The sequence below is a fragment of the Streptomyces sp. NPDC000134 genome, assembly GCF_042899225.1.
GTDB lineage: Bacteria > Actinomycetota > Actinomycetes > Streptomycetales > Streptomycetaceae > Streptomyces.
In genome coordinates, this window is the sequence record NZ_JBIAZN010000026.1 from 1 (window position 1) to 24,666 (window position 24,666).

The following is a 24,666-nucleotide window of genomic DNA, read 5'->3' on the forward strand; positions in this document are numbered from 1 at the left end:
CCTCCGGACAGCATCAGGCAGCAGACTCACCCTCACGGCCTTCGTCGTGGTCACGTGCACCTTGGTCGGAGCACATGATCAGACGAAGGCCGCCCCATATCCGGCGAACCCCCAGGTGAGCGACCCAGTACGAGACACCGTTCGAGGCCGGAAGAAAAAGAACAAGCTGAGGCCGCCCCGATGCTTGGGGGGGGCGGGCCCGTCCTCCGGCTCCGGCCGCGTCACTCCGCCCACGGCGAGTCGAGAATGGTGCGCACGAAGTCCCCCCGCTGGAAACCGGGCACATAGTGCTCCAGCACATCGGCCTTGACGTTGCCGAAGGTGGTCTCCGGCCTCGGGCGGACGCCGTCGGTGAAGGCGGCGAGGATGCGCCGCTTGAAGTCGGGCCGGGGGTGCAGGGCGACGATGTCCCGGCGGTCCGCTTCGGAGACGTCCGCGTACCCGATGCCGAGGACGTCGTACTCGACGCCCGCGGTGACGAGCGCGACCTCCGGCTCCATGAACTCGGGGATGCCGGGGGTGGTGTGCAGGGCGATCGCCGTCCACACTCGCCGCACGCTGTCCTCGGGCACCTCGTGCGCCCGCAGGAAATGCCGGGCCTCGTCGGCGCTGTCGACCTCGAAGCGGCGTCCGCTGGTCCGGAACTCCTCGTTGAGGCCGAGGTCGTGGAACATGGCCCCGATGTACAGCAGTTCCGGGTCGTAGCCGAGGTCGCGGTTACGGCCCTGGAGGCTGCCGAAGAAGTACACCCGGCGGGAGTGGTGGTAGATCAGCTCGCTGGTGGTCTCACGGACGAGTTCCGTGGCCTCGCGGGCCAGCTTGGTGTCGGGCACCGGGATTCCGGCCGCGAGGGACGTGTCCGTGGCCATGGCTTGTCACCTTTTCCTGCTCGTTGCTTCTCGGACGGGGTGCCGACGCCGGCACCACTCCAGTCTTCTTCGCCGGGTGGCACGCCCGCCACGTCCGTCGAGCCATGTCCCCCACGAATACGGACATCACCCCGACGGCTCGCCACCCCGGCATCGGCGTTCGGCTCAGGACCGCGAGGTGAGCGCGTCCTCCAGTGCGGCACGGGCGCCGCGCAGGGCGAGGCGGAGCTGGTCCGGTGTGCGGCGCACCTGGGCCAGCAGGAGGCCGCCCTGGATGGCGGCCATCGTGAGGTCGGCCAGCTCCGTCACGTCCACGTCCGGGCGGAGTTCACCGGAGTCCCGCATGCGGCGCAGGCCCTCGATGAGGGGCGCCTCCCAGCGGGCGAAGGCGTCGACGAACGCCTGTCGGGTGAGGTCGTCCCGGCCGCTGAGCTGGCTGGCCAGTGAGCCGATCGCGCAGCCGCCGACCGCGTTCCGCCGGGTCCCGTTGGCCACGATCGCGTCGAACCAGCGGTCGATGCCGGCCAGCGAGTCGGTCTCCAGGAGCAGGGGTTCCTGGGCGGCCAGCACCATGTCGACGGTGGAGTGCACCACGGAGCGGATCAGGTCGTCCCGGTCGTCGAAGTAGTGGTAGAGCTGGCTGCGGCCGACCCCCGCCGCGCGTTCCACGTCGTCCAGCGTCACCGCCGCGACGCCGCGTTGCTGGATGAGGTCCGCCGCCGCGGTGAGGATGCGCTCCCGGGTCGCGCGGCCCCGCGCGGTGGTCGGTGTGTGTCCCATGCGGCCTTCTCCGTGCCCCGTACCTCACGGTACAGACCTTCTGTACTTGCTGATACAGCCTGGCACACGCTTCACTGTACCGAGCGATACAGTCCGCTGCGGTGCGGCCGGTGCCGCACCGCGCCGCCGCGCCCGACCGGAAGGAACGTCATGCCCGCTCACCGGCCCGGCGGATCGCGGCGGTGCGCCGCCGTACTCGGCCTCGCCGCCCTGCTGGCGGTGGCCGCCGGGGCCCCGACGCACCCCGGCCACCCCGCCGGCACCCGACTGGGTGACGTACGCGTCCTCGCCCACTTCGACCGGGCCGCCGGCCAGGTCGCCGAGAGCATCGCCCTGGTGCCCGGCGGCGGCGCGGTCATCGGCATGATCCCCGCCCGTCAGGTGACACGGGTCGCGCCCGACGGGGCCGTCCGGGTCCTCGCCACCATGCCGCTGCCCCCGGACGGCGGCGGCACCACCCCGGTCATCGGCGCACCGGTGGTCACCGGGGTCGCCCGCTCGGACGGCGGTGCCGTGTACTTCCTCTACTCCGCCGGGCGGGGCGGGCTGACCGGGATCTGGCGCCTCCGCCCCTCCGGCGAACCCCGGCTCGTCGTACCGCTGCCCGCCGACACCATGCCCAACGCCCTGGTCATCGACCGCGAGCGGAACCGCTTCCTGGTCACCGACTCCACCGGCGGGCGCATCTGGCAGGCCCCGCTGCGCGGCGGCACGCCCTCCGTGTGGTCGGCGGACCCGGCCCTGTCGCCCCATGGCTTCTTCGGCGCCAACGGCATGAAGGTCCACGACGGCGCCGTGTGGGCGAGCAACTCCGACGAGGGCACCCTCGTCCGTATCCCGGTGACCCGGGACGGCGGTTCCGGCCGCGCCGAGGTCCGGGCCACGGGGCTGGCGGGCATCGACGACTTCGACTTCACCGGCCGGGGCACCGAGATCCTCGCCGCGATCAACCAGGCCGGCCGGCTCGTCCGCGTCGACGCCGACGGCGGCCAGGAGACCCTGCTGGACGCCGAGGACGGCATGCAGGGCACCACGGCCGTCGCCGTCCACGGCAACCGGGTCTACGTCACCAACGGTGCCAACCTGTCCGGGAACGACCCGAACCTGATGGTCGCGGAGCTGCGGCGCCGCTGACCCGTCCGCCCCGCGGAAGACCCGCCCGGGGGGCGCGGGCCATCGGTCGTCGGCCGACGTGCTCACCGAACTCTTCCAACTCGGCTTCGCAGGGCGGGAATTCGGTGGCGGTGGGGCGGGTTGCACCTCGGCATGAGAGCTATTGGCGTCCATGAATTCGGTGGTCCAGAGGTACTGCGGCCCCTGGAACTGCCCGAACCGCAGGCGGGCCCCGGCGAGGTCCGCATCCGGGTGCACGCGGCCGCGGTGAACCCGACCGACGTCCTGCTGCGGACCGGCGGTCACGCCGTACGGATGCCCGGCCGCCGGCCGCCGTTCGTGCCGGGCATGGACGCGGCCGGCGTGATCGACCAGCTCGGCCCCGGCGCCGATGAGCGGCTCGCCGTGGGTCAACGGGTCATCGCGCTGGTGCTGTTCACCGGTCCGCACGGCGGTGCCTACGCCGAGCAGGTGGTGGTGCCCGCCGCCTCGGTGGTGCCGGCACCGCAGGGGGTGGACTTCCCCGCCGCGTCCACCTTGCTGATGAACGCCATGACCGCGCGCATCGCCCTGGACGCCCTGGCGCTGCCCGACGGCGCGACCGTCGCCGTGACCGGTGCGGCCGGCGCCGTCGGCGGGTACGCGGTGGAACTGGCCAAGGCGGACGGGCTGACCGTCGTCGCGGACGCCGGCCCGCACGACACCGACCGGGTGCGCGGATTCGGCGCCGATCACCTCGTCGAGCGCGGCCCGCGGGTCGCCGCCCGGATACGGGCGCTGGTACCCGACGGTGTGCCCGGTCTCGTGGACGGTTCGGCGCAGACCACCGAGATCCTGCCCGCCCTCGCCGACGGCGGGACACTGGCCGAGCTGCGGGGCTGGTCGGGACCGGCCGAGCGGGGCATCCGGGTGTGCCCGGTGATGGTGACGGACGGCATCACCGACACCGCGCGGCTCGACGCCCTCCGCCGCCAGGCCGAGGACGGCACTCTCGGCCTGCACGTCGCCGAGGTGCTGCCCGCCGACGAGGCGGCCAAGGCCCACCGCCTCCTGGAAGCGGGCGGTCTGCGCGGCCGGCTGGTCCTGGACTTCTCCTGACGGCGCCCGCCCCGGGCGGACGGACACCCGGCCGCCCGGGGCTCAGCCCTGCGGTTCCTGCGGCCTGCCGTCGATCTCGCGCAGACTCCGGTCCCTGGGTTCGGTGCGGGCCTCCGTGCGGTGGCCGCGTGCGACGTAGTCCCGTACGACCGCCTCGATCGCGTCCTGGGGGGAGCCGATCCCGGCCAGGACCATCACCTCCACCACGAGTTCGGCGTCGAGACTGATATCGACCTTGGCCACCGTGCCCCCTCACCGCGTCGGAAGCGCACTCTAGCCGCGTCCGGGGGTCGAGCGGAACGCGTTCGCGTGACGTCCGGGTAGCGCCCGGGGCGCGTCGGCTCAGGGCGCGGGCCGGTCGGTGCGCCGGTCGTACTCCCCCTGGTGTTCCTGGATCTCGTCCGCGTGGTCGACGGAGCGTCGGTGCCGGTCACGTCGAGCGGGCGGTGGCGCGGGCGGCGCCGGCCGTCGTGGACGTCCTGGGTCGCTTTCCCGTGGCGCCGGACGGCGGCGGACGGGTCGGCGAGTTGATCCGCTCGCTGGACGCGGGCCTCCGGTCGCCCGCCCTCACCGGCCAGTTCGTCCGCGGCCGTCGCCCGCCCCGCGGGCGTACGCGGTGATGTCGGGGCGCCCGCCCCGGCGCGGACGCCGACGCGTCCGGCCGGGGCGGGCGCCCTTGTGCGGATCAGCGGGTGGAGGTGGTCCGCTGTTCCTTCAGGGCGGCGCAGTTGGAGCCGGTCACATCGACGGACACGTTGCCGATGCTGCCGCCCCAGTCGACGCAGTGGCCCTTGCCGTAGGCGTAGGCGGGACCCGCGTAGGACGTGTACTTGCCGTAGTCGCTGTCACCCTGGTCGGTGTCGGGAATGTAGAGGTAGGTGGACATGTCGACGGCCGTGCCCGTGGTCTTGCGGATGGTCACGACGCAGTTCTTGCCGTTGGCGGAGTTGTAGGTCAGGTAGACGGTGCCCTTGGTGCCGATGGGTGCGGAGTTCACCGTCTTGTAGCCGCTGCCGCAGACGGTCTGCGGGGTGGCGCTCGCGGCGGCCGAGGCGGGTACCGCCAGGGCGGTGGTGCCGGCGATCGCCGCCGCCGTCACGACAGCCGCGGCGAACGTGGAACGGATTGATGCCATGTTTCCCCCTACTACGGTCCGGGAGCCGGTCATTGCTCCTGTTTGGTGTGACCCGCGAGGTACGCAAAGGGTTGTACCGAAATCGACGAGGACCGCGCCGGCGCCCCTGACGTGCGCGAAGTGGGCCTACGCCGCCCGGTGGTCAGCGTTGCCGGGGCGTGAGGACGGTGCGGTCGAACGGTCCGCCGTGCGCCGCGGCGTACGCGACGGCCTCGTTGGCGTCCGCCAGGCGGAAGGACCGTACGCGCTCGGGGGCGAGGTCCAGCGCGCCGCAGGCGAGGAGCCGGACGATGCCGACGTTCGCCTCGCGCGGGTACATCCACCGGCCGCGCACGGTGATCGAGTGGCGCATGATCCACGGGTACGGGAGCGCGAGGTCGTCACCGCCGAGCATGCCGACGCCGCCCATCAGGACGACCCGGCCGTGCTCACGCACGGTCATGGCCGCCGCGCGGGCCACCGTACTGGGCGCGGCGGGCGGGAGCAGGTCGATCACCATGTCGACCGGGCCGCCGGCCGCCGCCGACATCGCCGCGCGGTCGGCGGTCTCGTCCCCGGTCAGTGCGACCGGGCGCACCCGGGGGCCGAACCGGTCGGCGAGCAGGCCGAGTGCGGCGCGGTTGCGGCCCGGGGCGATCACCCGGCCCGCTCCCATGGCCAGCGCGACCGCGACCGCGCTGCTGCCGAGGTTCCCGGTGGCCCCGCTGACCAGCAGCGTCTCCCCGGCCTGGAGCCCGCCGGCCAGCAACCCGCCGTAGGGGATGGCGTGCACGCTGAGCGCGGCCCAGCGGGCCGGGTCCTCCCCCGCCGCGGCGGGCAGCGGGAAGACGTTCTCCGTGGGGACCCGCATCAGCTCGGCGTACGCCCCGTCGCGCAGGTGTTCGGCCAGCTTCGCGCCGCCGTCGCCCCGGGAACTCCAGCCCTGCAACGCGATGTCGGGCGTCAGCGCGTCGTCCCGCGAACGCACCGTCGAGTCGCACCACACCAGGTCGCCGACGCGCAGCCGGGTGGCGTCCGGGCCGAGGCGGGCGATCCGCCCCACGCCGCCGATACCGGGTACGACGGGAGGGACGAGGGGGTAGTTCCGCCTGCCGCCGAAGACCTCGGCCGCGTAGGGCGCCACGCAGGCGGCGAGGACTTCGACCAGCACCTCACCGCCGCCGGCCTCGGGGTCGGGCACCTCCCGCACCGTGAGCGGGGCGCCGAACTCCGTCAGGACCGCTGCTCGCACCTGTGACCTCCGGTCGTCGTGTTGGGGATGTCGGACGTGTTCACCGGGTTCGCGATGTCCGACGGGACAGACGCTAGAAGCCCCGACGGGCATGCGGGAAGCGACGATCCGGCATCCGTGATATGCGTACTGCGCATGGACATCTCCACCGCTGGACTCCGGGTCCTGCAACAGATCGCGGAGTCCGGCAGCTTCACGGCGGCCGCCGCCCGCCTCGACTACACGCAGTCGGCCGTCTCCCGCCAGGCCGCCGCCCTCGAACGCAGCGCGGGGGCCACCTTGTTCGAACGCCGCCCCGACGGGGTGCGGCTCACCCCGGCGGGCCTGACCCTGCTGCGGTACGCCCGGACGATCCTGGCTTCCGTCGAGGCGGCCGAGCGCGACCTCACCGGCGCCGTCCCGCGCACCGAACGGGTGCGGCTCGGGGCCTTCCTGAGCGCGGGCGCGGCGCTGCTGCCCGCCGCGCTGCGCCGACTGGCCGAGACCGACCCGGAGATCACGGTCACGACCCGCGAGGGCACCACACCCGGCCTCGTCCGGGCGCTGCGCGCGGGCTCGGTCGACCTGGCCGTGCTGACGTCCCGCCCGCCCCATCGTCCGTCCGACGGCGAGTCGCCGCGCCTGCACGTCGAGACCGTCGCGGACACCGAACTGGTCGTGGCGGCGTCCGCCACCGGGGAGTTCGCCGGCCGCACCGAGGTGCACGTCGACGAACTGGCCGACGCCCCGTGGATCGCGACCCCGTCCTCGGGCGCCGAACCGCTGCTGGGGGTCTGGCCCGGCCTGCCCGGACGGCCGCGCGTGGTGCACTCCGCACGCGACTGGCTGACGAAGCTGCACCTGGTCGCCGGCGGTTTCGGCGTGACGACGGTGCCCTCCCGGCTCTCACCGGTGCTGCCGCCCGGGGTGGGCCTGCTGCGCGTCGAGGGCGCGCCCGCCGAGATCCGCCGGGTTCTCGTGGCCCGCCTGCCCGGCCCGCCCGCCCCCGCGATCACGGCCGTCACCCGGGCGATCGCGGCGAGCGCCGCCTGACCTCTCGCTCCCCGCCGGCGGCTTCCTCGCGGGCACCGCGTGCCTCACTCCACGGCGAGGCGGGCGATCGCGCCGATCTCAAGAGCGGTCCACAGGGCACCGTCCGGGCCCTGGGTGATGCCGTGGGGTTCGGACGCGGGGCTGGGGAGGTCGTGTTCGTCGATACGGCCGTCGGGGGTGATCCGTCCGACGCGGTTGGCGCCCCACTCGGTGAACCAGCAGTTCCCGTCGGCGCCGCCGGTGATGGCGTGCGGGCGGGCCGCCGGGTCGGGCAGGGGGAACTCGGTGATCTTCCCGTCGGGGGTGATCCGTCCGATGCGGCCGGCCCCGATCTCGACGAACCACAGCGCGCCGTCGGTGCCCGCGGTGATGCCGACCGGCCCGGCCTCCGGGGTCGGCAGCGGGTGGACGGTGACGGCGCCGTCGCCCGTGATGGCGCCGATCGCGTTCGCCTGGTTCATCGTGAACCACAGCCGGTCGTCCGGGCCGGCGACGACGGCGGACGGGAAGGCTCCCGTCGCCGGCAGGGGGAACTCGGTGACCTGGCCGTCCGTCGTGATCCGGCCGATGCGGTCGGCGCCGGCCTCGGTGAACCACAGCGCGCCGTCGGGGCCCGCCGCGATGCCGAACGGCCCGGCCTCCGGGGTCGGCAGCGGGAACGAGGTGACGTCCCCGGCCGTGCTGATGCGGCCGATGCGATGCCCCCGGAACTCGGTGAACCACAGTGCGCCGTCCGGCCCCGGCGCGATGATCGACGGCCCGCCGGAATCCGGGTCGAGCGGATACGAGGTGTGGTCACCGTCGGGCGTGATCCGGCCGATCCGGCCGTGATGGACCATGGTGAACCACACCGCCCCGTCCGGCCCGGCGGCGATCCCGTAGGGGCCGGCCTCGCGGTCGGCCACGGTGAACTCCGTGATGGACACGGTCGGGGAATGCGGCATGGCGGGATTCCTTGGCCGGAGGGACGGAAGACACGCGACTGCGGATGCTAGCCCGCCACCGGCCTCTCACGCCCCTGGATATCCGGCCCCGGCGCCTCCCCGGACCCGACGGGCGGCCACCGGCTCCGGGCCCTGGGAATCCGGTCGACGCATCGGCGCCCCTGCGGCCTTCCTCACCCTCGTCCTGGTGTGGCCCCTGTCCCTGCGGGGCCGTCGCCGCGCTGGGCACCGGTCCGGGAGGCTTACTCGCCGAGCCGGGCATCACGCCGAGGGACCGGTGACACGCCCGCGACGGAACCGGTGCCGTGCCCGGGGGTGTCCGGCGGGTTCAGGGGACCAGCACGATCCTGCCGAACACCCGGCCCTCGTCCATCTCGCGGTGGGCCAGTTCGGCCCGGTCCAGGGGCAGCACCTCGTGCACGACCGTGCGCAGGTCCCCGTGCGCGGCGGCGGCGAACTGCGCGGCCCGTACGGCCTGCCGGTCGGGGGCGGGCACGGTGTCGGCGCTGAAGGTGGCGAACGACAGGGACCTGCGGAAGCCGTCGATGAGCCGGGTGCCGAAGTCGGCCGGCGGCTGCCCGCCGACCACGCCGACGGCCACGTACCGCCCGTCGGGGCGCAACAGGTCCAGGAAGTCGGGCAGTCGGGGGCCTCCCACGACGTCGATCACCACATCGAAGCCCGACGGCGCGTCGGGGCCGCCCTTCCCGGAGCGGTCGAGGACGTGGGTCGCGCCCAGGCCCCGCAGCCGGGCGCCGCGCTCCGCCGAGGAGGTGGTGACCGCCACCGCGCCCGCGCCGCCCCGGGCCGCGAGCTGGACCGCCGTGATGCCGATACTGCCCGCCGCGCCGCGCACGAGCACCGCCTCACCGGGCGCGCGGCGGGCGCGCTCCAGGGCGTAGTGGGCGACCACGCCGGAGCCGCCGAGCGTCACCGCGTCGGCACCGGTCAGGCCCTCGGGCAGCGGGAGGACGTCCTCGACCGCGGCGACGGCCTGCTCGGCGTAGCCGCCGGACAGGCCGGTGAACGCCCACACCCGCCGCCCGAGCCACGCGGCGTCGACACCGTCTCCCACCGCCGTGACGCTTCCGGCGACCTCGCTGCCGAGGAGATGGCCCTCCCGGAAGCCGTGGGCGGCGAGCGTTCCCCGGCGGATCACGGCGTCCACGCCGCCCACCCCGATCGCCTCCGTGGCGACCCGCACCTGCCCCGGTGCGGGGACGGGCGGCGGCACATCGACGACCTCCAGTCCGGCGGGGTCCCCGAACGTCCTGATCACGACGGCTCTCATCTCTGCTCCTCGGGTCGGTGGCGGGAGGGTGCACGCGGGCGGTGGGCGGTGCCACCGCCATCGGACCGTAGGGGCCGCCCCCGTCCGCCCGGCTAAAGTGAGAGGCGATGACCGGCCGTTTGCCTCAGCCCTCGCGCTCCGACGCCCGCGACAACCGGGCCCGCGTCCTGGCCGCCGCCCGTACGGTGTTCGGCGAGGAGGGCCTGGGTGCGCCCGTGCGCGAGATCGCCCGGCACGCGGGGGTCGGACCCGCCACGCTGTACCGGCACTTCCCGACCAAGCGGGACCTGATCGTGGAGACCTTCGCCGAGCAGCGCCGCGCCTGTCACATCGTCGTCCGCGACGCCCTCGCCGACCCGGACCCCTGGCGCGGGTTCCGGGAACTGGTCGAGCGGATCTGCGAACTGCACGCGCACAGCCGGGGGTTCGCCGACGCCTTCATGGCCGCCTTCCCCGAGGCCGTCGACTTCGCCGCCGACCGGGAGCAGACGCTGCGCGCGGTCGCCGAGCTGGCCCGCCGGGCCCAGCACAGCGGCCGACTGCGGCGCGGCTTCGTCGTGGACGACCTGGTCCTGATGCTCATGGCCCACCGGGGCGTCCAGGACGTACCGCGTGCGGACCGGCTCACGGCCTCGCGCCGCTTCGCCGCCTATGTGATCGAGGCGTTCCGCGCCGCGCCGGGGACGGGAGCGCCCGCGCCGCTGCCGCCCGCTCCCCGCCTGGGGGCCGCGCACCCGCCCGGCACGCCGTAGGGGCGCTCCACGGCCGGATGCGACCATGGCCGGATGGACCCTCGTTTCCTCGGCATCGGTGATCTGGACGGCACCCCGTCCGTGGCCGTCGTGGTCGACGTCATGCGCGCCTTCACGGTCGCCGCCTGGGCCTTCGCCCGGGGGGCGGAGAAGATCGTACTCGCCGGATCGCTGGACGAGGCCCTGGCGCTGAAGGCCCGCCATCCGCGGTGGGTGACGCTCAAGGACGGGCCGTCCGCGCCCGGGTTCGACGCCGTCAACTCGCCGGGCCTGCTGCGCTCCCTCGACCTGGGCGGACGGACCGTCGTACAGAAGACCACCGCCGGGACGGTCGGCGCCCTCGCGGTCAAGGAGGCGTCGCTGGTGCTGTGCGCGGGCTTCGTGGTGGCGGAGGCGACGGCCCGGTCGCTGCGGACACACGCGCCCGGCGGTGTCACGTTCGGGGTGACCGGCGAGGACGGGCACGCCGAGGAGGATCTGGCGTGCGCCCAGTACATCGCGCGCCGGGCCACCGGGGCGGAGACGGACGCGAGGGAGTTCCTGCGCCGGGCCGGCCGGTCCCGCGCCGCCGCCGAACTGGCGCAGGGGGTACGTCAGGGAGTCCATCCCGACGATGTCGCGCTCTGCCTGGAACTCGACCGGTTCCCCTTCGCCATGGTGGCGGCCCCGGAGGACTCGCTCATGGTCCTGCGCCGGTCCGCCGCGCCGCCGCCGGGCCCCCGGTAGAGGACACGACCTGACCTCGACTCCCGTCATGGTGGGGACATGAGCTTCCCGGAACGCACCGGCCCACCCGCGAGCCACGGCCCCGGCAGCCGATGACCGTCCTCGACCGCCGCGCCCTCAACCGCGCCACCCTCGCCCGCCAGCACCTGCTCACCCGGGCCGCCGCCTCCGTACCCGAGGCGGTGACCCATCTGTGCGGCCTGCAGGCGCAGGAGCCGCAGGAACCCTTCACCGGACTGTGGTCCCGCCTGGCCGGCTTCCGGCCCGGGGACCTGGACGACGCACTGACCGGCCGCACGGTGGTCCGCACCCATCTGATGCGCCGCACCGTCCACCTGGTCACCGCCGACGACGCGCTCGCCTGGCGGGCCCGGCACGACACCATGCTGCGCCAGCGGGTCCTGGGGACCTACCGGCGGGAACTGGCCGGACTCGACCTGGACGAGGTCGCCGCCGCCGGCCGGGCGGTCCTGGCCGACCGGCGGCCCCGCACCATGGGCGAACTCGTCCAGGCCCTCGAAGACCGCTGGCCCGGTCCCCCGCGCCGTGCCCTGGGCGAACTGCTCGTCGCGGCCCTCATCCCCATGGCCCAGCTCCCGCCGCGCGGCCTGTGGCAGCGGACCGCCGGGGTACGCAACCTGCCGCTGGCCATCTGGCTGGGACGGGACGTCGCGCCCCTGCCCGACGCCGGCCACGATCCCGTCGGGCAGCGAATGCTGCGCCGCTACCTCGCCGCCTACGGGCCCGCCACCAGCTCGGACCTGCGCGCCTGGTGCGGCCTGGCCGGGCTCCCCGCCGCCGTCGAGGCCGTCCGGGACAACCTGGTCGTCTTCCGTGACGAACGCGGCCGCCGACTGCTCGACCTGCCCGACGCGCCCCGTCCCGACCCCGGCACCCCCGCCCCCGTCCGGTTCCTCCCGGCCTTCGACAACGCGATCCTCGGCTACCACGACCGCGGCCGCGTCATCGACGCCGCCCACCTCGGTCTGTCCGTGCAGGGCCACCGCACCGTCCTCGTCGACGGACGGGTCAGCGCCACCTGGACCGTACGCGGCCCCTACCTGGAGATCAGCCCGCTGCGGCCCCTCACCGCCCCGGAACGCGACGCCGTCCTCACCGAGGCCGAGGACCTGGCCGCCTTCCTGGACCAGGGCATCGAGGACATCCGCGTCGACCGCCCCGCCCGTTGATTCCCGGCCGCCCGGCGGGCGGGGACCGAGGAGTGGGAAGATCACGGTAATTGACCCATGAACGATCAGCTCTGTGTGAGGCTTTGCCCATGACTCAACCGCATGACGACGTCCGGGACAGGCTCCAGACCGACCGGCCGCACTCCGCCCGGGTCTGGAACTACCTGCTGGGCGGCAAGGACAACTACCCCGTGGACAGCGAGGCCGGTGACGTCATCCTGTCGACGTTCCCGGAGTTCGCGGCCGTCGCCCGCCTGCAGCGGCGGTTCCTCGCGCGTGCCGTGCGCTACCTGGCGGGCGAGGCCGGCATCCGCCAGTTCCTCGACATCGGCACCGGACTGCCCACCGCGGACAACACGCACGAACTGGCTCAGCGCATCGCGCCGGAGAGCCGCATCGTGTACGTCGACAACGATCCCCTCGTCCTGGTGCACGCCCAGGCGCTGCTCACCAGCAGCCCGGAGGGCGCCTGCGCCTATGTCGACGCCGATGTCAGGGACCCGGAGCGGATTCTGGCCGAGGCCGCGCAGACCCTGGACCTCAGCCGTCCGGTCGCCCTGACGATGCTGGGCATCGTGGGGCAGGTCTCCGACGCCGAGCGCCCCGCGGAGCTGGTGACCGCGCTGCTGGACGGCCTGCCCGCCGGCAGCTATCTCGCCCTGAGCGACGGCACGAACACCAACGAGGCGCTCAACACGGCGGTCGCGGCGTACAACGGGCAGTCGGCCAACACCTATCACCTCCGGTCGCCGGAGGAGATCGCCGCCTACTTCACCGGGCTCGACCTGGTGGAGCCGGGGGTCGTGGCCACGGCCTCCTGGCGGCCGGACGCCGGTCAGGGCGAGGAGTCCACGGCCGACGTCTCGGTCTGCGGGGTCGCGCTCAAGCCCTGAGCACGGCGCCGCCGCCCCGCCCTCGACGCCCGGTCAGGGACGCGGCCGGGTCTACGGGGGCCCGGCCGCGGTGTGGCACAGCAGCAGGCGGACGTCGTCGTCGCGTTCGGAGTCGCCCGCTCCCGCCGCCGGCTTCCGGTGGCCGTCCGGCCGACGGCCGCGACGCGATGACCGGGGGAGGGCGCCGGTCCCCCGGCCGGCGCCCTCCCCCTCCCCCGGCTCCCCCCGGTCCAGGCCGCCGCGAGCCGGTCCTTCCCCCTGGGTCCGGCCCGCGGCGACCTGGACCGAGCCTGCGCCATGGGACCGTGTCCGGCAACGGCGGGCGCTGTCCGGGACAGCGGCCGGGCTGTCCGGGCCGGTCCGAGGGTTGACCGGAACGGCGCGGAGGGAGTGTCCGACGTGGCCGGGACGGGGATTGCCCGGTGTGAAACGGGTGATGACACTGCCGTAATGGCGCTGCCGGGCGGGGCGGGGAGGTGTCGCCCCCGGGTGGACGGGCCCCCTCCGGCAACCCGCGTACTCTCCCGTACGCCTGACGGGTCGAGTCGTGCGCGGGGGCTGCCGTCGGCCGCCGGGGGCCGCCACACTGTGGGGTGCGGCTGTGACGACTTCAGCGACGGGGAACGTATGCGCGACAACGCTTCGGCCGGAGGCCGTACCGGGGACGGCGCGACGGAGGTGCTGCTGGTCGTCGCGCCCGACCCGGAGCTGGACGCGGAGGCCGCCGAGCGCCCGGTGCGGCGGTTGCGGTCCGAGATCGCCGCCCTCGACGTGGACTCGGTCCGCGCCGCCTCCACCGGTCCGGCGCCGGCCGGTGCGAAGGGCGCCGATCCCGTGACGGCGGGGGCGATCGTGGTGGCGCTCGGGGCGTCCGGCGGGGTCCTCACCGCGCTCGTCGACACCGTACGGGACTGGCTCGCCCGGTCCGCCGCGCGGCACCGCGTCACGGTGACCATCGACGGCGACACCATCGAGCTGGAGCACGCCTCCGACACCGAGCGGCGGCACCTGATCGACGCGTACGTCCGCCGGCACTCGGGCGGCTAGCCATGGGACGCCGGCTCGCCCTGCTGATCGCCACCTACCGGTACCAGGACAGCGCGCTGCGGCAGTTGACCGCGCCCGCGCACGACGCGGAGGCGCTCGCCGCCGTTCTGAAGGACCCCGGCATCGCGGGGTTCGAGGTCACCACGCTGGTCAACGAGCCGCATCACCGGGTCGGCGCGGCCATCGGCGACTTCTACCGCGACCGGCGCCGCGACGACCTGACCCTGCTGTACTTCACCGGCCACGGACTGAAGGACGACGACGGGCAGTTGTATCTGGCGATGACCGACACCCGCCGGGACAGCCTGCTGTTCACCGCGCTGTCCGCGGAGCAGATCGACCGGGCCATGTCCGGTTCGATGTCCCGGCAGAAGGTGCTGATCCTCGACTGCTGCTACAGCGGCGCGTTCCCCGCCGGGCGGATCGCCAAGGCCGACACCGCCGTGCACACGCTGGAGCGCTTCCAGGGGCGCGGCCGTACCGTGCTGACCGCCTCGGACGCCACCCAGTACTCCTTCGAGGGCGACCGCGTGCACGGCGAGGCCGCCCGGTCGGTGTTCACCCGCCATCTGGTGGCGGGCCTGCGCGACGGCGGCGCGGACCTGGACGGCGACGGCGACATCACCGTGGACGAGCTGTACAGCTACGCGCACGAACGGGTCGTGCGGGAGATGCCGCAGCAGCGGCCCAAGAAGCAGGACGACGTCGAGGGCCGTACCGTCATCGCCCGGAACGTCAACTGGACGCTGCCGCCCTACCTGCTCAACGCCCTCCGCAGCCCGATCGCCGGCGACCGGCTGGCGGCCCTGGACGGGCTCGGCCATCTGCACCGGATCGGCAACGACACCGTGCGGCGGCGGGTCCGTGACGAGATGCGGCGGCTGGCCGACGACGACAGCCGGCTGGTGTCGGCGGCGGCGACCGCGCGGCTGCGGGCCCTCCAGCCGGAGGAGGCTCCCGCCCAGTCGCCGCCCCGCGGGCCGGCGCGTGAGGTCTCCGCACCCGCGGCCGGCGTACCCGCGCCGGAGACCGGGGCGGCGACCGGCACCCCGGCCGCCCCGGCCGCCCCGGCCGCCCCGGCCGCGTCTCCCGCCGTGCCTCCGGTGCGGCGCGGGGTGCGGCGCCGGACGGTGCTGCTCGGCGGGCTCGCCGCGGCCGTCGCCGTCGCCGTCCCCACCGCGATCGCCCTGCACGGCTCCGACGAGGACTCCGGCTCGTCCGGCTCGTCGGCGGCGCCCGACCCGGTCACCGAGGTGCTGTTCAGCCCGGACGGCGAGAAGCTGCTCACGGCCGGCTACCTCGAACCGGTCGTCACGCGGTGGGACCCGGCCACGGGCCGGCGGACCGGCACCGTCACCGTCGGCGAGGACGCCACCGGGGTGTACTCGATGGCCCTCAGCCCGGACGGCAAGACCCTCGCCGAGGCCGACGGGGACAACGCGATCCGGCTCCTCGACCTGCGTACCCGGCGCGTCGTCAGGACCCTCACCGGCCACACCGAGAACCTCGCCACCGACGGGACCGGCGGCAGCGCGGCCCTGGCGGTGGCGTTCAGCCCGGACGGCGAGACCCTCGCCAGCGGGGGCGTGGACAGGACGGTCCGGTTGTGGGACAGCGCCACGGGGCGCGCGATCGCCGTGATCACCGCTCACACCGGTGCCGTCCGCTCGGTGGCGTTCAGCCCGGACGGCAAGACCGTCGCCAGCGGCAGTGACGACCGCACCGTCGGCCTGTGGAAGGCGTCCGACGGCCGTGCCCTCACGACGGTCTCCGGCCTCGACGGCGAGGTCCTGTCCGTGGCGTTCAGCCCGGACGGCAAGACCCTGGCGATCGCCCACGGCGGGCCGCTGACCCTGTGGGACGTGGCCACCGAGCGCAGCACCTCCCTCGGGGCGCCCGGCGGCGACGGAGCCGAGGCGGTGGCCTTCAGCCCGGACGGCAAGACCCTGGCCACCGGCTCCTACGGCGGGACGGTCACCCTGTCGGACGTCGCCACCACCCGCACCACGGCCACCCTGAAGGGCCACACCCGGGAGATAGCCGACCTGGCGTTCGCCCCGGACGGGAGCACCCTGGCCACCGTCGGCTTCGACGGCACCGCCCGGCTGTGGGACCTCACGACCCGGCGCGCCGTCTTCACGCTCACCGCGCCCACTCCCACCGCCACTTCCACCCCGTCGTGAGACGGTGATCCGGTAGCGCGTCGCGCCCCCGCTCGGGCGCCTATCGTTGCCGCCATGACATCCGCAGCCACTGGCGCCACTCCTGACACTGCCGGCACCGCCCTGGTCACCGGGGCCTCCCGCGGCCTCGGCGCCGTGATCGCCCGACGCCTCGCCGCCGAGGGGCATCCGGTCGCCGTCGTCTACCGGTCCGGGACCGAGGCGGCCCGGGAGGTGGTGGAGGACATACGCGCGGCGGGCGGCAACGCGGAGGCGTTCGCCGCCGACGTGACGGACGAGACCGCCGTCACGGCACTGGTCGCGGACGTGACCGCCCGCCTCGGCCCGGTCGCCACCCTGGTCGTCAACGCCACCGGCCCGCAGCCCGAACAGGACCCCACGACGGTGACCTGGGACGACCACCTCGCCCAGCTCACGTTCTTCGTCAAGAGCCCGACCCTGCTGATGCGGGCGGTGCTGCCGGCCATGCGGGAGCGCGGGGCCGGCCGGATCGTCCAGATCGGCTCGGACGTACTGGAGCGCGTTCTCCCCGACATGTCGGCGTACGTGGCCGCCAAGGCCGCCCAGCACAGCCTGACCGAGTGCTGGGCCCGCGCGCTCGGTCCGCACGGCATCACAGTGAACACCGTCGCTCCGGGCTGGATTCCGGTCGAACGGCACGCCTCGGCGGCACCCGAGTCACTGGCCTCCTACGCCGCCGGCGTACCCCTGGGGCGGATGGGCCGGCCGGAGGACGTCGCCGCCGCCGTCGCGTTCCTCGCCTCACCAGGGGCCGCCTTCGTCACCGGCGAACGCATCAAGGTCAACGGCGGCCATACGCTGGGCTAGGGCCTGCCGTTCGGATCAGGTCGCGGGGAAGCGGCTGCGCCGGCGCGTATCGCGGGCGTATGCGAAACGGCATACGGCGTCGCGACGGCCCGCCGTCTGCAATGGGAGCCATGAACCACAACGTGTCCCTGCCGGCACCGCCCCGCCGCCCGCGCGGGCTCGTGCTGCCCGTCCTGGCGGTCCTCACCCTGGTGGCCGCCGCGTTCGTCCTGCGGCGGCCGCTGCTGATGTCCGCCCCGATGTGCGTGTCCGGGCAGTGGAAGGGCTGCTTCGGCACGTTCAACGGTGTCCTGTTCGTCATGCTGGCCACGCTGCCGGCGGCCGCGCTGGTGGCGTGGGCCCTCGCCCGCCGCCGGCGTGCCGCCGGGGTCGCGTCGGCGTGGCCGGTGTCGCTGGCCGAGGTGGGCATGGTCCACGGGACGGTGCCGTTCCTCTGGCTGACCCTGATGCCGGGCGCCGAGCCGGGGGTCGCCCCGGCCCGGGTGAGCCTGGTGCCGCTGCGGGACCTGGTCACCATGGGTCCGCTCGGCATCGCCGGCAATCTGCTGGTCTTCGCGGCCCTGGGCTGCTTCGCCCCGATGCGGTTCGCGGCCCTGGCGTCCGTGCCGCGGGTCCTGTCGCTCGGGGCGGGCTGCTCGGCGCTGGTCGAGACCGCGCAGTACGTCCTGCGCCTGGACCGGGTGTCCTCCGTGGACGACGTCCTGGTCAACGCCGCCGGTGCGGTGCTGGCCGGGCTGGCGTCGCGCCGCTGGTGGCGCACCGGGGCGGCGGCGCCGTCGGACCGGCCGCGCCCCGCACCGGCAGCAGCCCGCTGAGCCGCGTACGCGAGCGGCACACGGCCCCGGTCCGCGCCGGGCCCGCTGAGCCGCGTACGCGAGGAGCACGCGACCTCGCATACGGTGGCGATATGTCCCGCTGCCTAGGCTGCCTCCATGCGCGTACTGATCGTGGAGGACGAGCCCTACCTGGCGGAAGCCGTCCGTGACGGTCTGCGGCTGGAGGCGATCGCCGCCGACCTCGCCGCGGACGGGGACACCGCCCTGGAGCTGCTCGGCGTGCACTCCTACGACCTCGCGGTCCTGGACCGCGACATCCCCGGCCCCTCCGGCGACGAGGTCGCCCGGCACATCGTCGCCTCCGGCAGCGGCATCCCGATCCTCATGCTCACCGCCGCCGACCGGATCGACGACAAGGCGTCCGGGTTCGAGCTGGGCGCCGACGACTACCTGACCAAGCCGTTCGAGCTGCGGGAACTGGTCCTGCGGCTGCGGGCGCTCGACCGCCGACGCGCCCGCGCCCGGCCCCCGGTCCGCGAGATCGCGGGGCTGCGGCTCGACCCCTTCCGCCGCGAGGTCTTCCGCGACGGGCGGTATGTGGCGCTCACCCGCAAGCAGTTCGCGGTGCTGGAGGTCCTCGTCGCCGCCGAGGGCGGTGTCGTCAGCGCCGAGGAACTGCTGGAGCGGGCCTGGGACGAGAACGCCGACCCGCTCACCAACGCCGTGCGCATCACCGTCTCCGCGCTGCGCAAACGGCTCGGCGAGCCCTGGATCATCGCCACCGTCCCCGGCGTCGGCTACCGCATCGACACCGGCGGCCCCGGCGGCTCCCCCGCGTGACCGGCCACGGCCCGGCGCCGGCCGGCGCCCGCCGTCGGAGCCGCGCGGGGTCCCTCAGGCGTCCGCCGCCCACGGCCGGAGCTTCTCCGGGTTGCGGACCGCCCAGATCCGGTTGACGCGGCCGGCGCCGACGTCGAACGCGGCCACGGTCATGACGACGCCGCCCCGCCGGGCCACCAGGCCCGGTGCGCCGTTGACCGACCGTTCCAGCAGTTCGAGGCCGGGCGCCCGGTCGGCGATGGCGACCATGTACTGGGCGATGCGCGCGCCGCCCTCGACGGGGCGCAGGACGGCGCCGACCAGACCGCCGCCGTCGGCGGTCATCACCGCGGCCGGGTCGAGGAGGCCGACGAGGGCCGCGATGTCCTTGCTCTCCCACGCCTCCTTGACGTGCCGCACCACATCGGACCGGCCGGCCGCCGCCCCCGCGGGACGCGCGGCGCCGATCCGCCGCCGCGCGGAGGACGCCAACTGCTTGCAGGCGCCGGGGGTGCGGCCGAGCACGTCGGCGATCTCCGCGAACGGGTAGGCGAAGACGTCGTGCAGGACGAACGCCACCCGCTCGGCGGGCGTCATCGACTCCAGGACGACGAGGAAGGCCATGCTCACCGACTCGTCCAGGACGATCTGGTCGGCGGGGTCCGGGGAGCCGGCGGGACCGGCGCCGCCGCCCGCGCTGCCCCACTCGGTGCGGTCGGGCAGCGGCTCGGGCAGCCACGCGCCGACATAGCGTTCCCGCCGGGCCCGCGCCGAACCCAGGCGGTCCAGGCAGATACGGCCGGTCACCGTCGTCAGCCAGGCGCCCGGCGACAGGATCTGCTCCCGCCGGCCGCGCGGCAGCCCGTACCAGCGCGCGTAGGCGTCCTGTACGGCGTCCTCCGCCTCGGTCACCGAACCGAGCAGCCGGTACGCCACGTTGATCAGCCGGCGCCGCTCGCCGTCCGTCCCGGCCGTCCCGTCCGTCCCGGTTCCGACAGTCCCCATGTTTCCGGCCGCCCCCCTCGCCTTACCTTTCGCGGGCCCGCGTCGTCAGGCTGTCGAGACTTTACCGATCTACTGCCCGCGGGCGGAAAAGGGGGACTGTCCCATGTCCACACGGACGACGGCGACGGCGACGGCGGCGGCGGCGGCACAGCGGACGACGGCGGCGGCGCACACGCGGCGCGGCTCCACGTTCCTGCGCGTCGCGATCGCCTTGCAGACGCTGACCATCTTTCTCCAGGCGGTCTCCGCCGGACTGCTGCTGACCTCGTCCTACGGGGAGACGCTGCACAGCGCCGGGGCCCGGGTGATGTACGGCGCGTCGATGCTGTACGTGCTCGCGGCGGTACTGGCGTGGAAGCCGGGCGGCAGCTCGCCCCGGCCGGTGCTGTACGCGACGGGGTTCCTCGTCCTCGCCTCGGTCCAGGTGGTGCTGGGCATCGCGCACGTCCCGTCGGTGCATCTGCCGCTGGGGGTGCTGATGTTCGGCCTGAGCCTGCTGGACCTGGCCCGGCGCCGGGACCGGTGACGGGGCCGGTGACGGGGCCGGTGACGGGGCCGGTGACGGGGGCCGCTTAGAGTGCGTACGGCGGCACCCGGCCCCGGCCCGCACGACCCCGCAGGAGCACCGCGATGAACCTACGTACCCGCCTGGCAATGGTGCTGGCGCTGGGCGCACTGCTCTGCGGCTGTGCCGCCGCGGACACCGACCCGGACCCGGCCGGGAAGAAGCCGTTCTGGCGGGCCGAGTTCGGCGGGGCGGCGGCCACCCGGCCGTCGGCGAAGTCCTGGAACACCGAGACCGGGAACCGGGACGCGGAGGGCTGGGGCAACAACGAGGTGCAGTACTACACGGACGGCCCGGCCAACTCCGCCCTGGACGGCGACGGACACCTGCTGATCTCGGCGCGACCGGCCCCCGCCGGAGCCGAGCTGCCGTGCTACACGCGGGAGTTCTGCACCTGGACGTCGGCACGTCTGACCACCGAGGGGAAGGTCGCGCTCACCCACGGCCGGGTGGAGGTCCGCGCGAAGCTGCCCACCGGCACGGGGCTGCTGCCGGCGATCTGGATGCTGGGCGACAACGGCGTGGAGTGGCCCGGACAGGGCGAGATCGACATCTGCGAGGTGGTCGGCGGGGAGCCGCGCACGGTGTACGGCACCGCGCACGGGCCGACCTACTTCGACGAGGACGGGATCGGCGGCTCCACGAGCCTCCCGGCCGACGCCTCCCGGGCGTTCCACACCTACGCCGTCGACAAGCGGCCGCACCGGATCTCCTGGTCCGTCGACGGGAAGCCGTACTTCACCCTGACCCCCTCGAAGCTGCCCGCCGCCCGCGACTGGGTCTTCGAACAGGACATGCACCTGCTGCTCAACGTGGCCGTGGGCGGCGACTGGCCCGGCCCGCCCGACGCCTCCACCCCCTCACCCGCCACGATGACGGTCGACTACGTGCGCTTCTACGGCGAGGGCCGCGCCTGACGGTCCGCGCGAGCCGCGCCACGACCAGCCTGTGCTGCGTGTCCACCGGCCGGCGGGGTGCCGGCGCGCGGGTGGCGAGGGCGCGCGGCTACGGCCACAGCAGGTGGCGCTGCCACCGGCCGGAGGGGTCGGGGCGTTCGTACCGCAGCCGCTTGTGCAGGCGGTCCTTGTCGGCCTGCCAGAACTCGACGTGCGCCGGGACGACGGTGTAGAGCGTCCACTCGGGGCTGACGGCCCCGGGGTCCGACGTGACGCGGGCGAGCGCTTCCCGGAAGGCCCGGTCGCGTTCCCCGGCGCTGTCGAGGCGGCGGCTCTGGCGGCCCAGCAGCACCTCGGCGCGGGCCGGGACCGACCGGGCCAGCAGGTCCGCGGCGCTCTCCTCGGGGGCGGCGGGCTCGACGGCGCCGCGCAGCCGCACCTGGCGTCCCAGGAGGGGCCAGTAGAAGGTGAGGGCCGCGCGGGGGCGGTCGGCGAGCTGGCGGCCCTTGGGGCTGCCGGCGTGCGCGGCGAACTGCCAGCCGCCGCTGTCGACGTTCTTGAGGATGAGGACCCGCGCGTCGGGGCAGCCGTCCTCCCCCACGGTCGACAGCGTCATCGCGTGCGGGTCGGGCACGCCCGCGTCGACCGCCGCCCGCAGCCAGTCCAGGAACAGCCCGACCGGGTCGGCCGGGGCGTCCCCCGGGTCGAAGTCGGCCAGCGGACCCGCGAACACGTCGAGCCCCCGCAGCCACTGCCGTACGTCCCCGGCCCGCCCCGTCCCGCCGTCGGCCACCGTCATGCCACGCCCCCTCGATCAGCCGTTCGCCCTTGCCGCTGCCACCTTATCGGCACCGCCCGGCCGCGGGTCCGGTCGTCCACCTGGCCGCTGCTCCCGGGGAACTGGCAGGAGGCGGGCCCTCGGGGACGGTGTGAGCACTGCGGCTTCTCAGGTGGAAAGCAAGCGGACTTGGACGGGAGGAGAAGACCCGTGGATCAATCAGTGCATGCGAACTCTTCGGCGAACGGCGTCCGGCGGAGCCGCGGACGGTACGGGAACGGGCCACGGCACGGCCCTCGCGGCCCTGCTGACCGCCACGTTCATCGGCGGCTTCGACTCCAGCATGATGCTGCTGGCGGCTCCCACGCTGCAGAGCGCGCTCGGAGCGTCCTTCGCCCAGACCCAGATGGTGGTCGTCGGGTACACGACGGCGTACGCGGTCGCCCTGATGACCGGGGGCAGGCTGGGTGACGTCCTCGGCCGCAGACGGGTGTTCCTGTGGGGCGCCGCGGGCTTCACGCTCGCCTCGGCCGTCTGCGCGCTCGCGGCGACGCCGGCGCTGCTCATCGTGGCCCGGGTGGTGCAGGGTCTGACCGCCGCTCTGATGCTGCCCCAGGTGCTGGCGATCATCCGTGCCTCGCTGCCGCCGGTGGTCCGGCGCCGGGCGGTGGGGCTGTACGGGGCCACCATCGGGCTGGCCTGGGTCGCCGGGCCGGTGTGCGGCGGTGCCCTGATGGCGTGGAGCCCGTTCGGCCTCGGCTGGCGGGCGCTGTTCCTGGTCAACATCCCGGTCGGGGTGCTGATCGTCGCCGCTGCCCGGCGCCGGGTGCCCGAGAGCCACGGTCCGCGCACCCGGCTCGACGTGCCGGGCGCGGTGCTGCTCGGCGCCGCCCTCTTCCTGCTGCTGTCGGTGCTGGGCGGCTCGCTCGCGCTGCCCCCGGTCCGGACGGCGGGCGCGCTGGTCGTGACCGGGACCCTGCTGGCGGTGTTCTGGGCGCGGGAGTGCCGGCTCCAGGCGCGGTCGCTGTCCCCCATCGTCCCCCCGGACCTGCTGCGGCGGCGCCGTTTCGGCCGGGGGCTGGCCGCGGTCCTGGCCTTCTACGCCGGCAACCAGGGTTTCCTCGCGCTGCTCGCCTATTACGTCCAGGACGGTCTGGAGCGCAGTCCGCTCGTGACCAGCCTGCTGTTCTCCCCGCTGTCCGCCGGGTTCGCGCTGGCCAGCGCGGTCGGGGGGCGTGTCCCGGCCCATGTCGAGCGCCGGACGGCGCTGGGCGGCATTTCGCTGATGGCCGCCGGTCTGGTGGTCTTCGCCGCGATGGTGTGCTGGGCCTCGGTCTCCCTTCAACTGGCCGTCCTTCCGGGTGCGTTGGGGATGCTGGGGCTGGGGCAGGGGCTGGTGGCGGGGCCCTTGATCTCCCTGGTGCTGGGCAGCGCGCCGCTCGCGGACAGCGGTGCGGCCAGCGCCGTGCTGCTGACGGTCACCCAGCTCGCGCACGCCTGCTCGGTCGCCGTCATCGGAACCGTCTTCGGTACGGTCCTCGGCGGCGACCCCGGCGACGGCACGCATTCCCTGGCCGACCACGCGCGGGCCGCCGCCTCGACCACCCTGGTGGTGCTCGCGGTGTGCGCGCTGGCGGGTCTCCTGGTCCACCGGCTGTTCTCCGGCGGCCCGGACGGCGCGCCGGTCCAGGGGCCGCCACCCGAGCGAGCGCCCGGGGCACGGGGCGGCGGGCCGTGAGCCGGCCGACGCCTCGGGCCCGAGGAGACGTACCCCATAGAATCCGGGACCGTGGAGTTACGGCACCTTCAGTACTTCGTCGCGGTCGCGGAGGAGCTGCACTTCGGCCGGGCGGCGCAGCGCCTGGGCATCGCGCAGCCGGGCCTGAGCCAGCAGATCAAGGCGCTCGAACGGCTGCTGTGCGCCGAGCTGTTCGCCCGCGACCGGCGCGGGGTGGAGCTGACCGAGGCGGGGCGTGCGCTGCTCCCCCTGGCGCGGGACGTGCTGAGCAGGTGCCGCAATCTCCAGGAGGTCGTCCGCACGTACGGCACCGGGGAGGTCGGGCGGCTCCGGATCGGGATCGCGCGGTCCGCCGCCGGCGGCATCACCGATGTGCTGGTGGAGAGCTTCATGGCCGACTCGCCGCAGGTGGAGGTGCGGCTCTCCAGCGGGCACACCGCCGCCCATGAACGGGAGCTGAGCGCGGGCGCGATCGACGTGGCGTTCGTCCGGCCGCCCCTGGAGGACGCCGGGGAGCTGGTCTGCCGGGAGGTGGCGCAGGAGGCGCTGGTCGTCGCCCTGCCCGCGGGGCACAAGCTGGCCGCGCGGCGCGCGGTGGCGGCGGGGGAGCTGGCCGGGGAGCCGTTCGTGTGGTGGCCCCGGGAGAACGGGCCGGGGATGTGGGACCGCATCCTGGACCAGGTCTTCGGTCCGGGCGAGCGCCCTCCGGTCGCCCGGTGGGAGCCCGAGGAGGAGCGCATGCTGCACGCCGTGGCCCACGGGCACGGGATCACCGTCCTCGGGGAGGGGCGGGCGGGCCGGCTGTCGGTGCCCGGCGTGGTCGTCAGGCCGTTCGCCGAGCCGGTCCCCACGCTCGCGCTCGGCCTGGCCTGGCGGAGCGACAGCACGCTGCCCACGCTGCACCGGTTCCTCGACCACGCGCGGGCGCTGCTGGACGCCCCCGATTGAGACCGCGGGTGCCGGGTCGCGGCCGGTGG

At 74.7% G+C, this 24,666-nt stretch carries 25 protein-coding genes; 16 read left to right on the forward strand and 9 right to left on the reverse strand.

The window, feature by feature from the left end; genetic code table 11:
- Window positions 1-221: 221 nt before the first annotated feature.
- Both ACFY32_RS30085 and ACFY32_RS30090 read right to left on the reverse strand, forming a co-directional pair.
- Window positions 222-869 (reverse strand): HD domain-containing protein, encoded by a 648-nt coding sequence (locus ACFY32_RS30085; RefSeq protein ID WP_359201089.1) that lies wholly within the window; start codon window positions 867-869, stop codon window positions 222-224.
- A gap of 165 nt (window positions 870-1,034) precedes the next feature.
- Window positions 1,035-1,649, reverse strand: coding sequence for a TetR/AcrR family transcriptional regulator (locus ACFY32_RS30090; protein ID WP_359201091.1), 615 nt, complete (start codon window positions 1,647-1,649; stop codon window positions 1,035-1,037).
- A gap of 150 nt (window positions 1,650-1,799) precedes the next feature.
- On the opposite strand from ACFY32_RS30090, the gene ACFY32_RS30095 reads away from it, so the two are divergent.
- Together ACFY32_RS30095 and ACFY32_RS30100 are read left to right on the forward strand one after the other, a co-directional pair.
- Entirely contained in the window at window positions 1,800-2,783 is a 984-nt protein-coding gene (locus ACFY32_RS30095) for a hypothetical protein (RefSeq protein ID WP_390675939.1), read from the forward strand.
- Between the two features lie 132 nt (window positions 2,784-2,915).
- Window positions 2,916-3,860: an NADP-dependent oxidoreductase gene (locus ACFY32_RS30100; RefSeq protein WP_390675940.1), complete on the forward strand. Its 945-nt coding sequence runs from the start codon at window positions 2,916-2,918 to the stop codon at window positions 3,858-3,860.
- 42 nt (window positions 3,861-3,902) lie between these two features.
- On the opposite strand, the gene ACFY32_RS30105 is transcribed toward ACFY32_RS30100, so the two are convergent.
- The 3 genes from ACFY32_RS30105 to ACFY32_RS30115 form a co-directional block, all read right to left on the reverse strand.
- Window positions 3,903-4,103, reverse strand: a complete 201-nt coding sequence (locus ACFY32_RS30105; RefSeq protein WP_390675941.1) for a DUF2191 domain-containing protein — start codon at window positions 4,101-4,103, stop codon at window positions 3,903-3,905.
- A gap of 442 nt (window positions 4,104-4,545) precedes the next feature.
- Entirely contained in the window at window positions 4,546-4,995 is a 450-nt protein-coding gene (locus tag ACFY32_RS30110; RefSeq protein WP_390675942.1) for a spore-associated protein, read from the reverse strand.
- Window positions 4,996-5,137: 142 nt separating this feature from the next.
- A complete protein-coding gene (locus ACFY32_RS30115) occupies window positions 5,138-6,226 on the reverse strand; it encodes an alcohol dehydrogenase catalytic domain-containing protein (protein WP_390675943.1) in 1,089 nt (362 codons plus the stop codon).
- A gap of 135 nt (window positions 6,227-6,361) precedes the next feature.
- Between ACFY32_RS30115 and ACFY32_RS30120 the strand changes: the two genes are divergently transcribed.
- Window positions 6,362-7,258, forward strand: coding sequence for a LysR family transcriptional regulator (locus ACFY32_RS30120; RefSeq protein WP_359201103.1), 897 nt, complete (start codon window positions 6,362-6,364; stop codon window positions 7,256-7,258).
- Window positions 7,259-7,302: 44 nt separating this feature from the next.
- Here ACFY32_RS30120 and ACFY32_RS30125 read toward each other — a convergent pair whose 3' ends face one another.
- Together ACFY32_RS30125 and ACFY32_RS30130 are read right to left on the reverse strand one after the other, a co-directional pair.
- Window positions 7,303-8,202 carry a virginiamycin B lyase gene (locus ACFY32_RS30125; protein ID WP_390675944.1) on the reverse strand — a complete coding sequence of 300 codons (900 nt, stop codon included), beginning with the start codon at window positions 8,200-8,202 and terminating at the stop codon, window positions 7,303-7,305.
- A 328-nt stretch (window positions 8,203-8,530) separates the two neighbouring features.
- Window positions 8,531-9,493 carry a zinc-binding dehydrogenase gene (locus tag ACFY32_RS30130; protein ID WP_359201107.1) on the reverse strand — a complete coding sequence of 321 codons (963 nt, stop codon included), beginning with the start codon at window positions 9,491-9,493 and terminating at the stop codon, window positions 8,531-8,533.
- A gap of 107 nt (window positions 9,494-9,600) precedes the next feature.
- Between ACFY32_RS30130 and ACFY32_RS30135 the strand changes: the two genes are divergently transcribed.
- The 9 genes from ACFY32_RS30135 (at window position 9,601) to ACFY32_RS30175 (ending at window position 18,728) form a co-directional block, all read left to right on the forward strand.
- Complete coding sequence (locus tag ACFY32_RS30135; RefSeq protein ID WP_359201109.1) at window positions 9,601-10,245, forward strand: helix-turn-helix domain-containing protein; 645 nt, start codon at window positions 9,601-9,603, stop codon at window positions 10,243-10,245.
- Between the two features lie 33 nt (window positions 10,246-10,278).
- Window positions 10,279-10,971: a 2-phosphosulfolactate phosphatase gene (locus ACFY32_RS30140; protein ID WP_390675945.1), complete on the forward strand. Its 693-nt coding sequence runs from the start codon at window positions 10,279-10,281 to the stop codon at window positions 10,969-10,971.
- Window positions 10,972-11,063: 92 nt separating this feature from the next.
- Entirely contained in the window at window positions 11,064-12,161 is a 1,098-nt protein-coding gene (locus ACFY32_RS30145; RefSeq protein WP_390675946.1) for a winged helix DNA-binding domain-containing protein, read from the forward strand.
- 89 nt (window positions 12,162-12,250) lie between these two features.
- Window positions 12,251-13,054, forward strand: a complete 804-nt coding sequence (locus ACFY32_RS30150) for an SAM-dependent methyltransferase (RefSeq protein ID WP_359201115.1) — start codon at window positions 12,251-12,253, stop codon at window positions 13,052-13,054.
- 627 nt (window positions 13,055-13,681) lie between these two features.
- The gene (locus ACFY32_RS30155; protein ID WP_390675947.1) at window positions 13,682-14,101 is read left to right on the forward strand and encodes a hypothetical protein; all 420 of its coding nucleotides are present in this window, start codon (window positions 13,682-13,684) and stop codon (window positions 14,099-14,101) included.
- A 2-nt stretch (window positions 14,102-14,103) separates the two neighbouring features.
- A complete protein-coding gene (locus ACFY32_RS30160; RefSeq protein ID WP_390675948.1) occupies window positions 14,104-16,284 on the forward strand; it encodes a caspase family protein in 2,181 nt (726 codons plus the stop codon).
- A gap of 54 nt (window positions 16,285-16,338) precedes the next feature.
- Complete coding sequence (locus ACFY32_RS30165; protein WP_359201121.1) at window positions 16,339-17,112, forward strand: SDR family oxidoreductase; 774 nt, start codon at window positions 16,339-16,341, stop codon at window positions 17,110-17,112.
- 110 nt (window positions 17,113-17,222) lie between these two features.
- Window positions 17,223-17,927: a VanZ family protein gene (locus ACFY32_RS30170; RefSeq protein ID WP_359201123.1), complete on the forward strand. Its 705-nt coding sequence runs from the start codon at window positions 17,223-17,225 to the stop codon at window positions 17,925-17,927.
- A 117-nt stretch (window positions 17,928-18,044) separates the two neighbouring features.
- Window positions 18,045-18,728 (forward strand): response regulator transcription factor, encoded by a 684-nt coding sequence (locus ACFY32_RS30175; protein ID WP_359201125.1) that lies wholly within the window; start codon window positions 18,045-18,047, stop codon window positions 18,726-18,728.
- A 54-nt stretch (window positions 18,729-18,782) separates the two neighbouring features.
- Here the strand turns inward: ACFY32_RS30175 and sigJ are convergent, their stop codons facing one another.
- Window positions 18,783-19,712: an RNA polymerase sigma factor SigJ gene (gene sigJ, locus ACFY32_RS30180; RefSeq protein WP_390675949.1), complete on the reverse strand. Its 930-nt coding sequence runs from the start codon at window positions 19,710-19,712 to the stop codon at window positions 18,783-18,785.
- A 103-nt stretch (window positions 19,713-19,815) separates the two neighbouring features.
- Between sigJ and ACFY32_RS30185 the strand changes: the two genes are divergently transcribed.
- Together ACFY32_RS30185 and ACFY32_RS30190 are read left to right on the forward strand one after the other, a co-directional pair.
- On the forward strand, window positions 19,816-20,238 hold the full coding sequence (locus tag ACFY32_RS30185) for a hypothetical protein (RefSeq protein ID WP_390675950.1): 423 nt from the start codon (window positions 19,816-19,818) through the stop codon (window positions 20,236-20,238).
- Between the two features lie 104 nt (window positions 20,239-20,342).
- On the forward strand, window positions 20,343-21,194 hold the full coding sequence (locus tag ACFY32_RS30190; RefSeq protein WP_390675951.1) for a family 16 glycosylhydrolase: 852 nt from the start codon (window positions 20,343-20,345) through the stop codon (window positions 21,192-21,194).
- Between the two features lie 88 nt (window positions 21,195-21,282).
- On the opposite strand, the gene ACFY32_RS30195 is transcribed toward ACFY32_RS30190, so the two are convergent.
- On the reverse strand, window positions 21,283-21,972 hold the full coding sequence (locus ACFY32_RS30195; protein WP_390675952.1) for a pyridoxal 5'-phosphate synthase: 690 nt from the start codon (window positions 21,970-21,972) through the stop codon (window positions 21,283-21,285).
- Between the two features lie 205 nt (window positions 21,973-22,177).
- Here ACFY32_RS30195 and ACFY32_RS30200 point away from each other — a divergent pair, with 205 nt between their 5' ends.
- Together ACFY32_RS30200 and ACFY32_RS30205 are read left to right on the forward strand one after the other, a co-directional pair.
- On the forward strand, window positions 22,178-23,689 hold the full coding sequence (locus ACFY32_RS30200; protein ID WP_390675953.1) for an MFS transporter: 1,512 nt from the start codon (window positions 22,178-22,180) through the stop codon (window positions 23,687-23,689).
- 51 nt (window positions 23,690-23,740) lie between these two features.
- The gene (locus ACFY32_RS30205; RefSeq protein WP_390675954.1) at window positions 23,741-24,637 is read left to right on the forward strand and encodes a LysR family transcriptional regulator; all 897 of its coding nucleotides are present in this window, start codon (window positions 23,741-23,743) and stop codon (window positions 24,635-24,637) included.
- The last annotated feature ends 29 nt before the right edge of the window (window positions 24,638-24,666 follow it).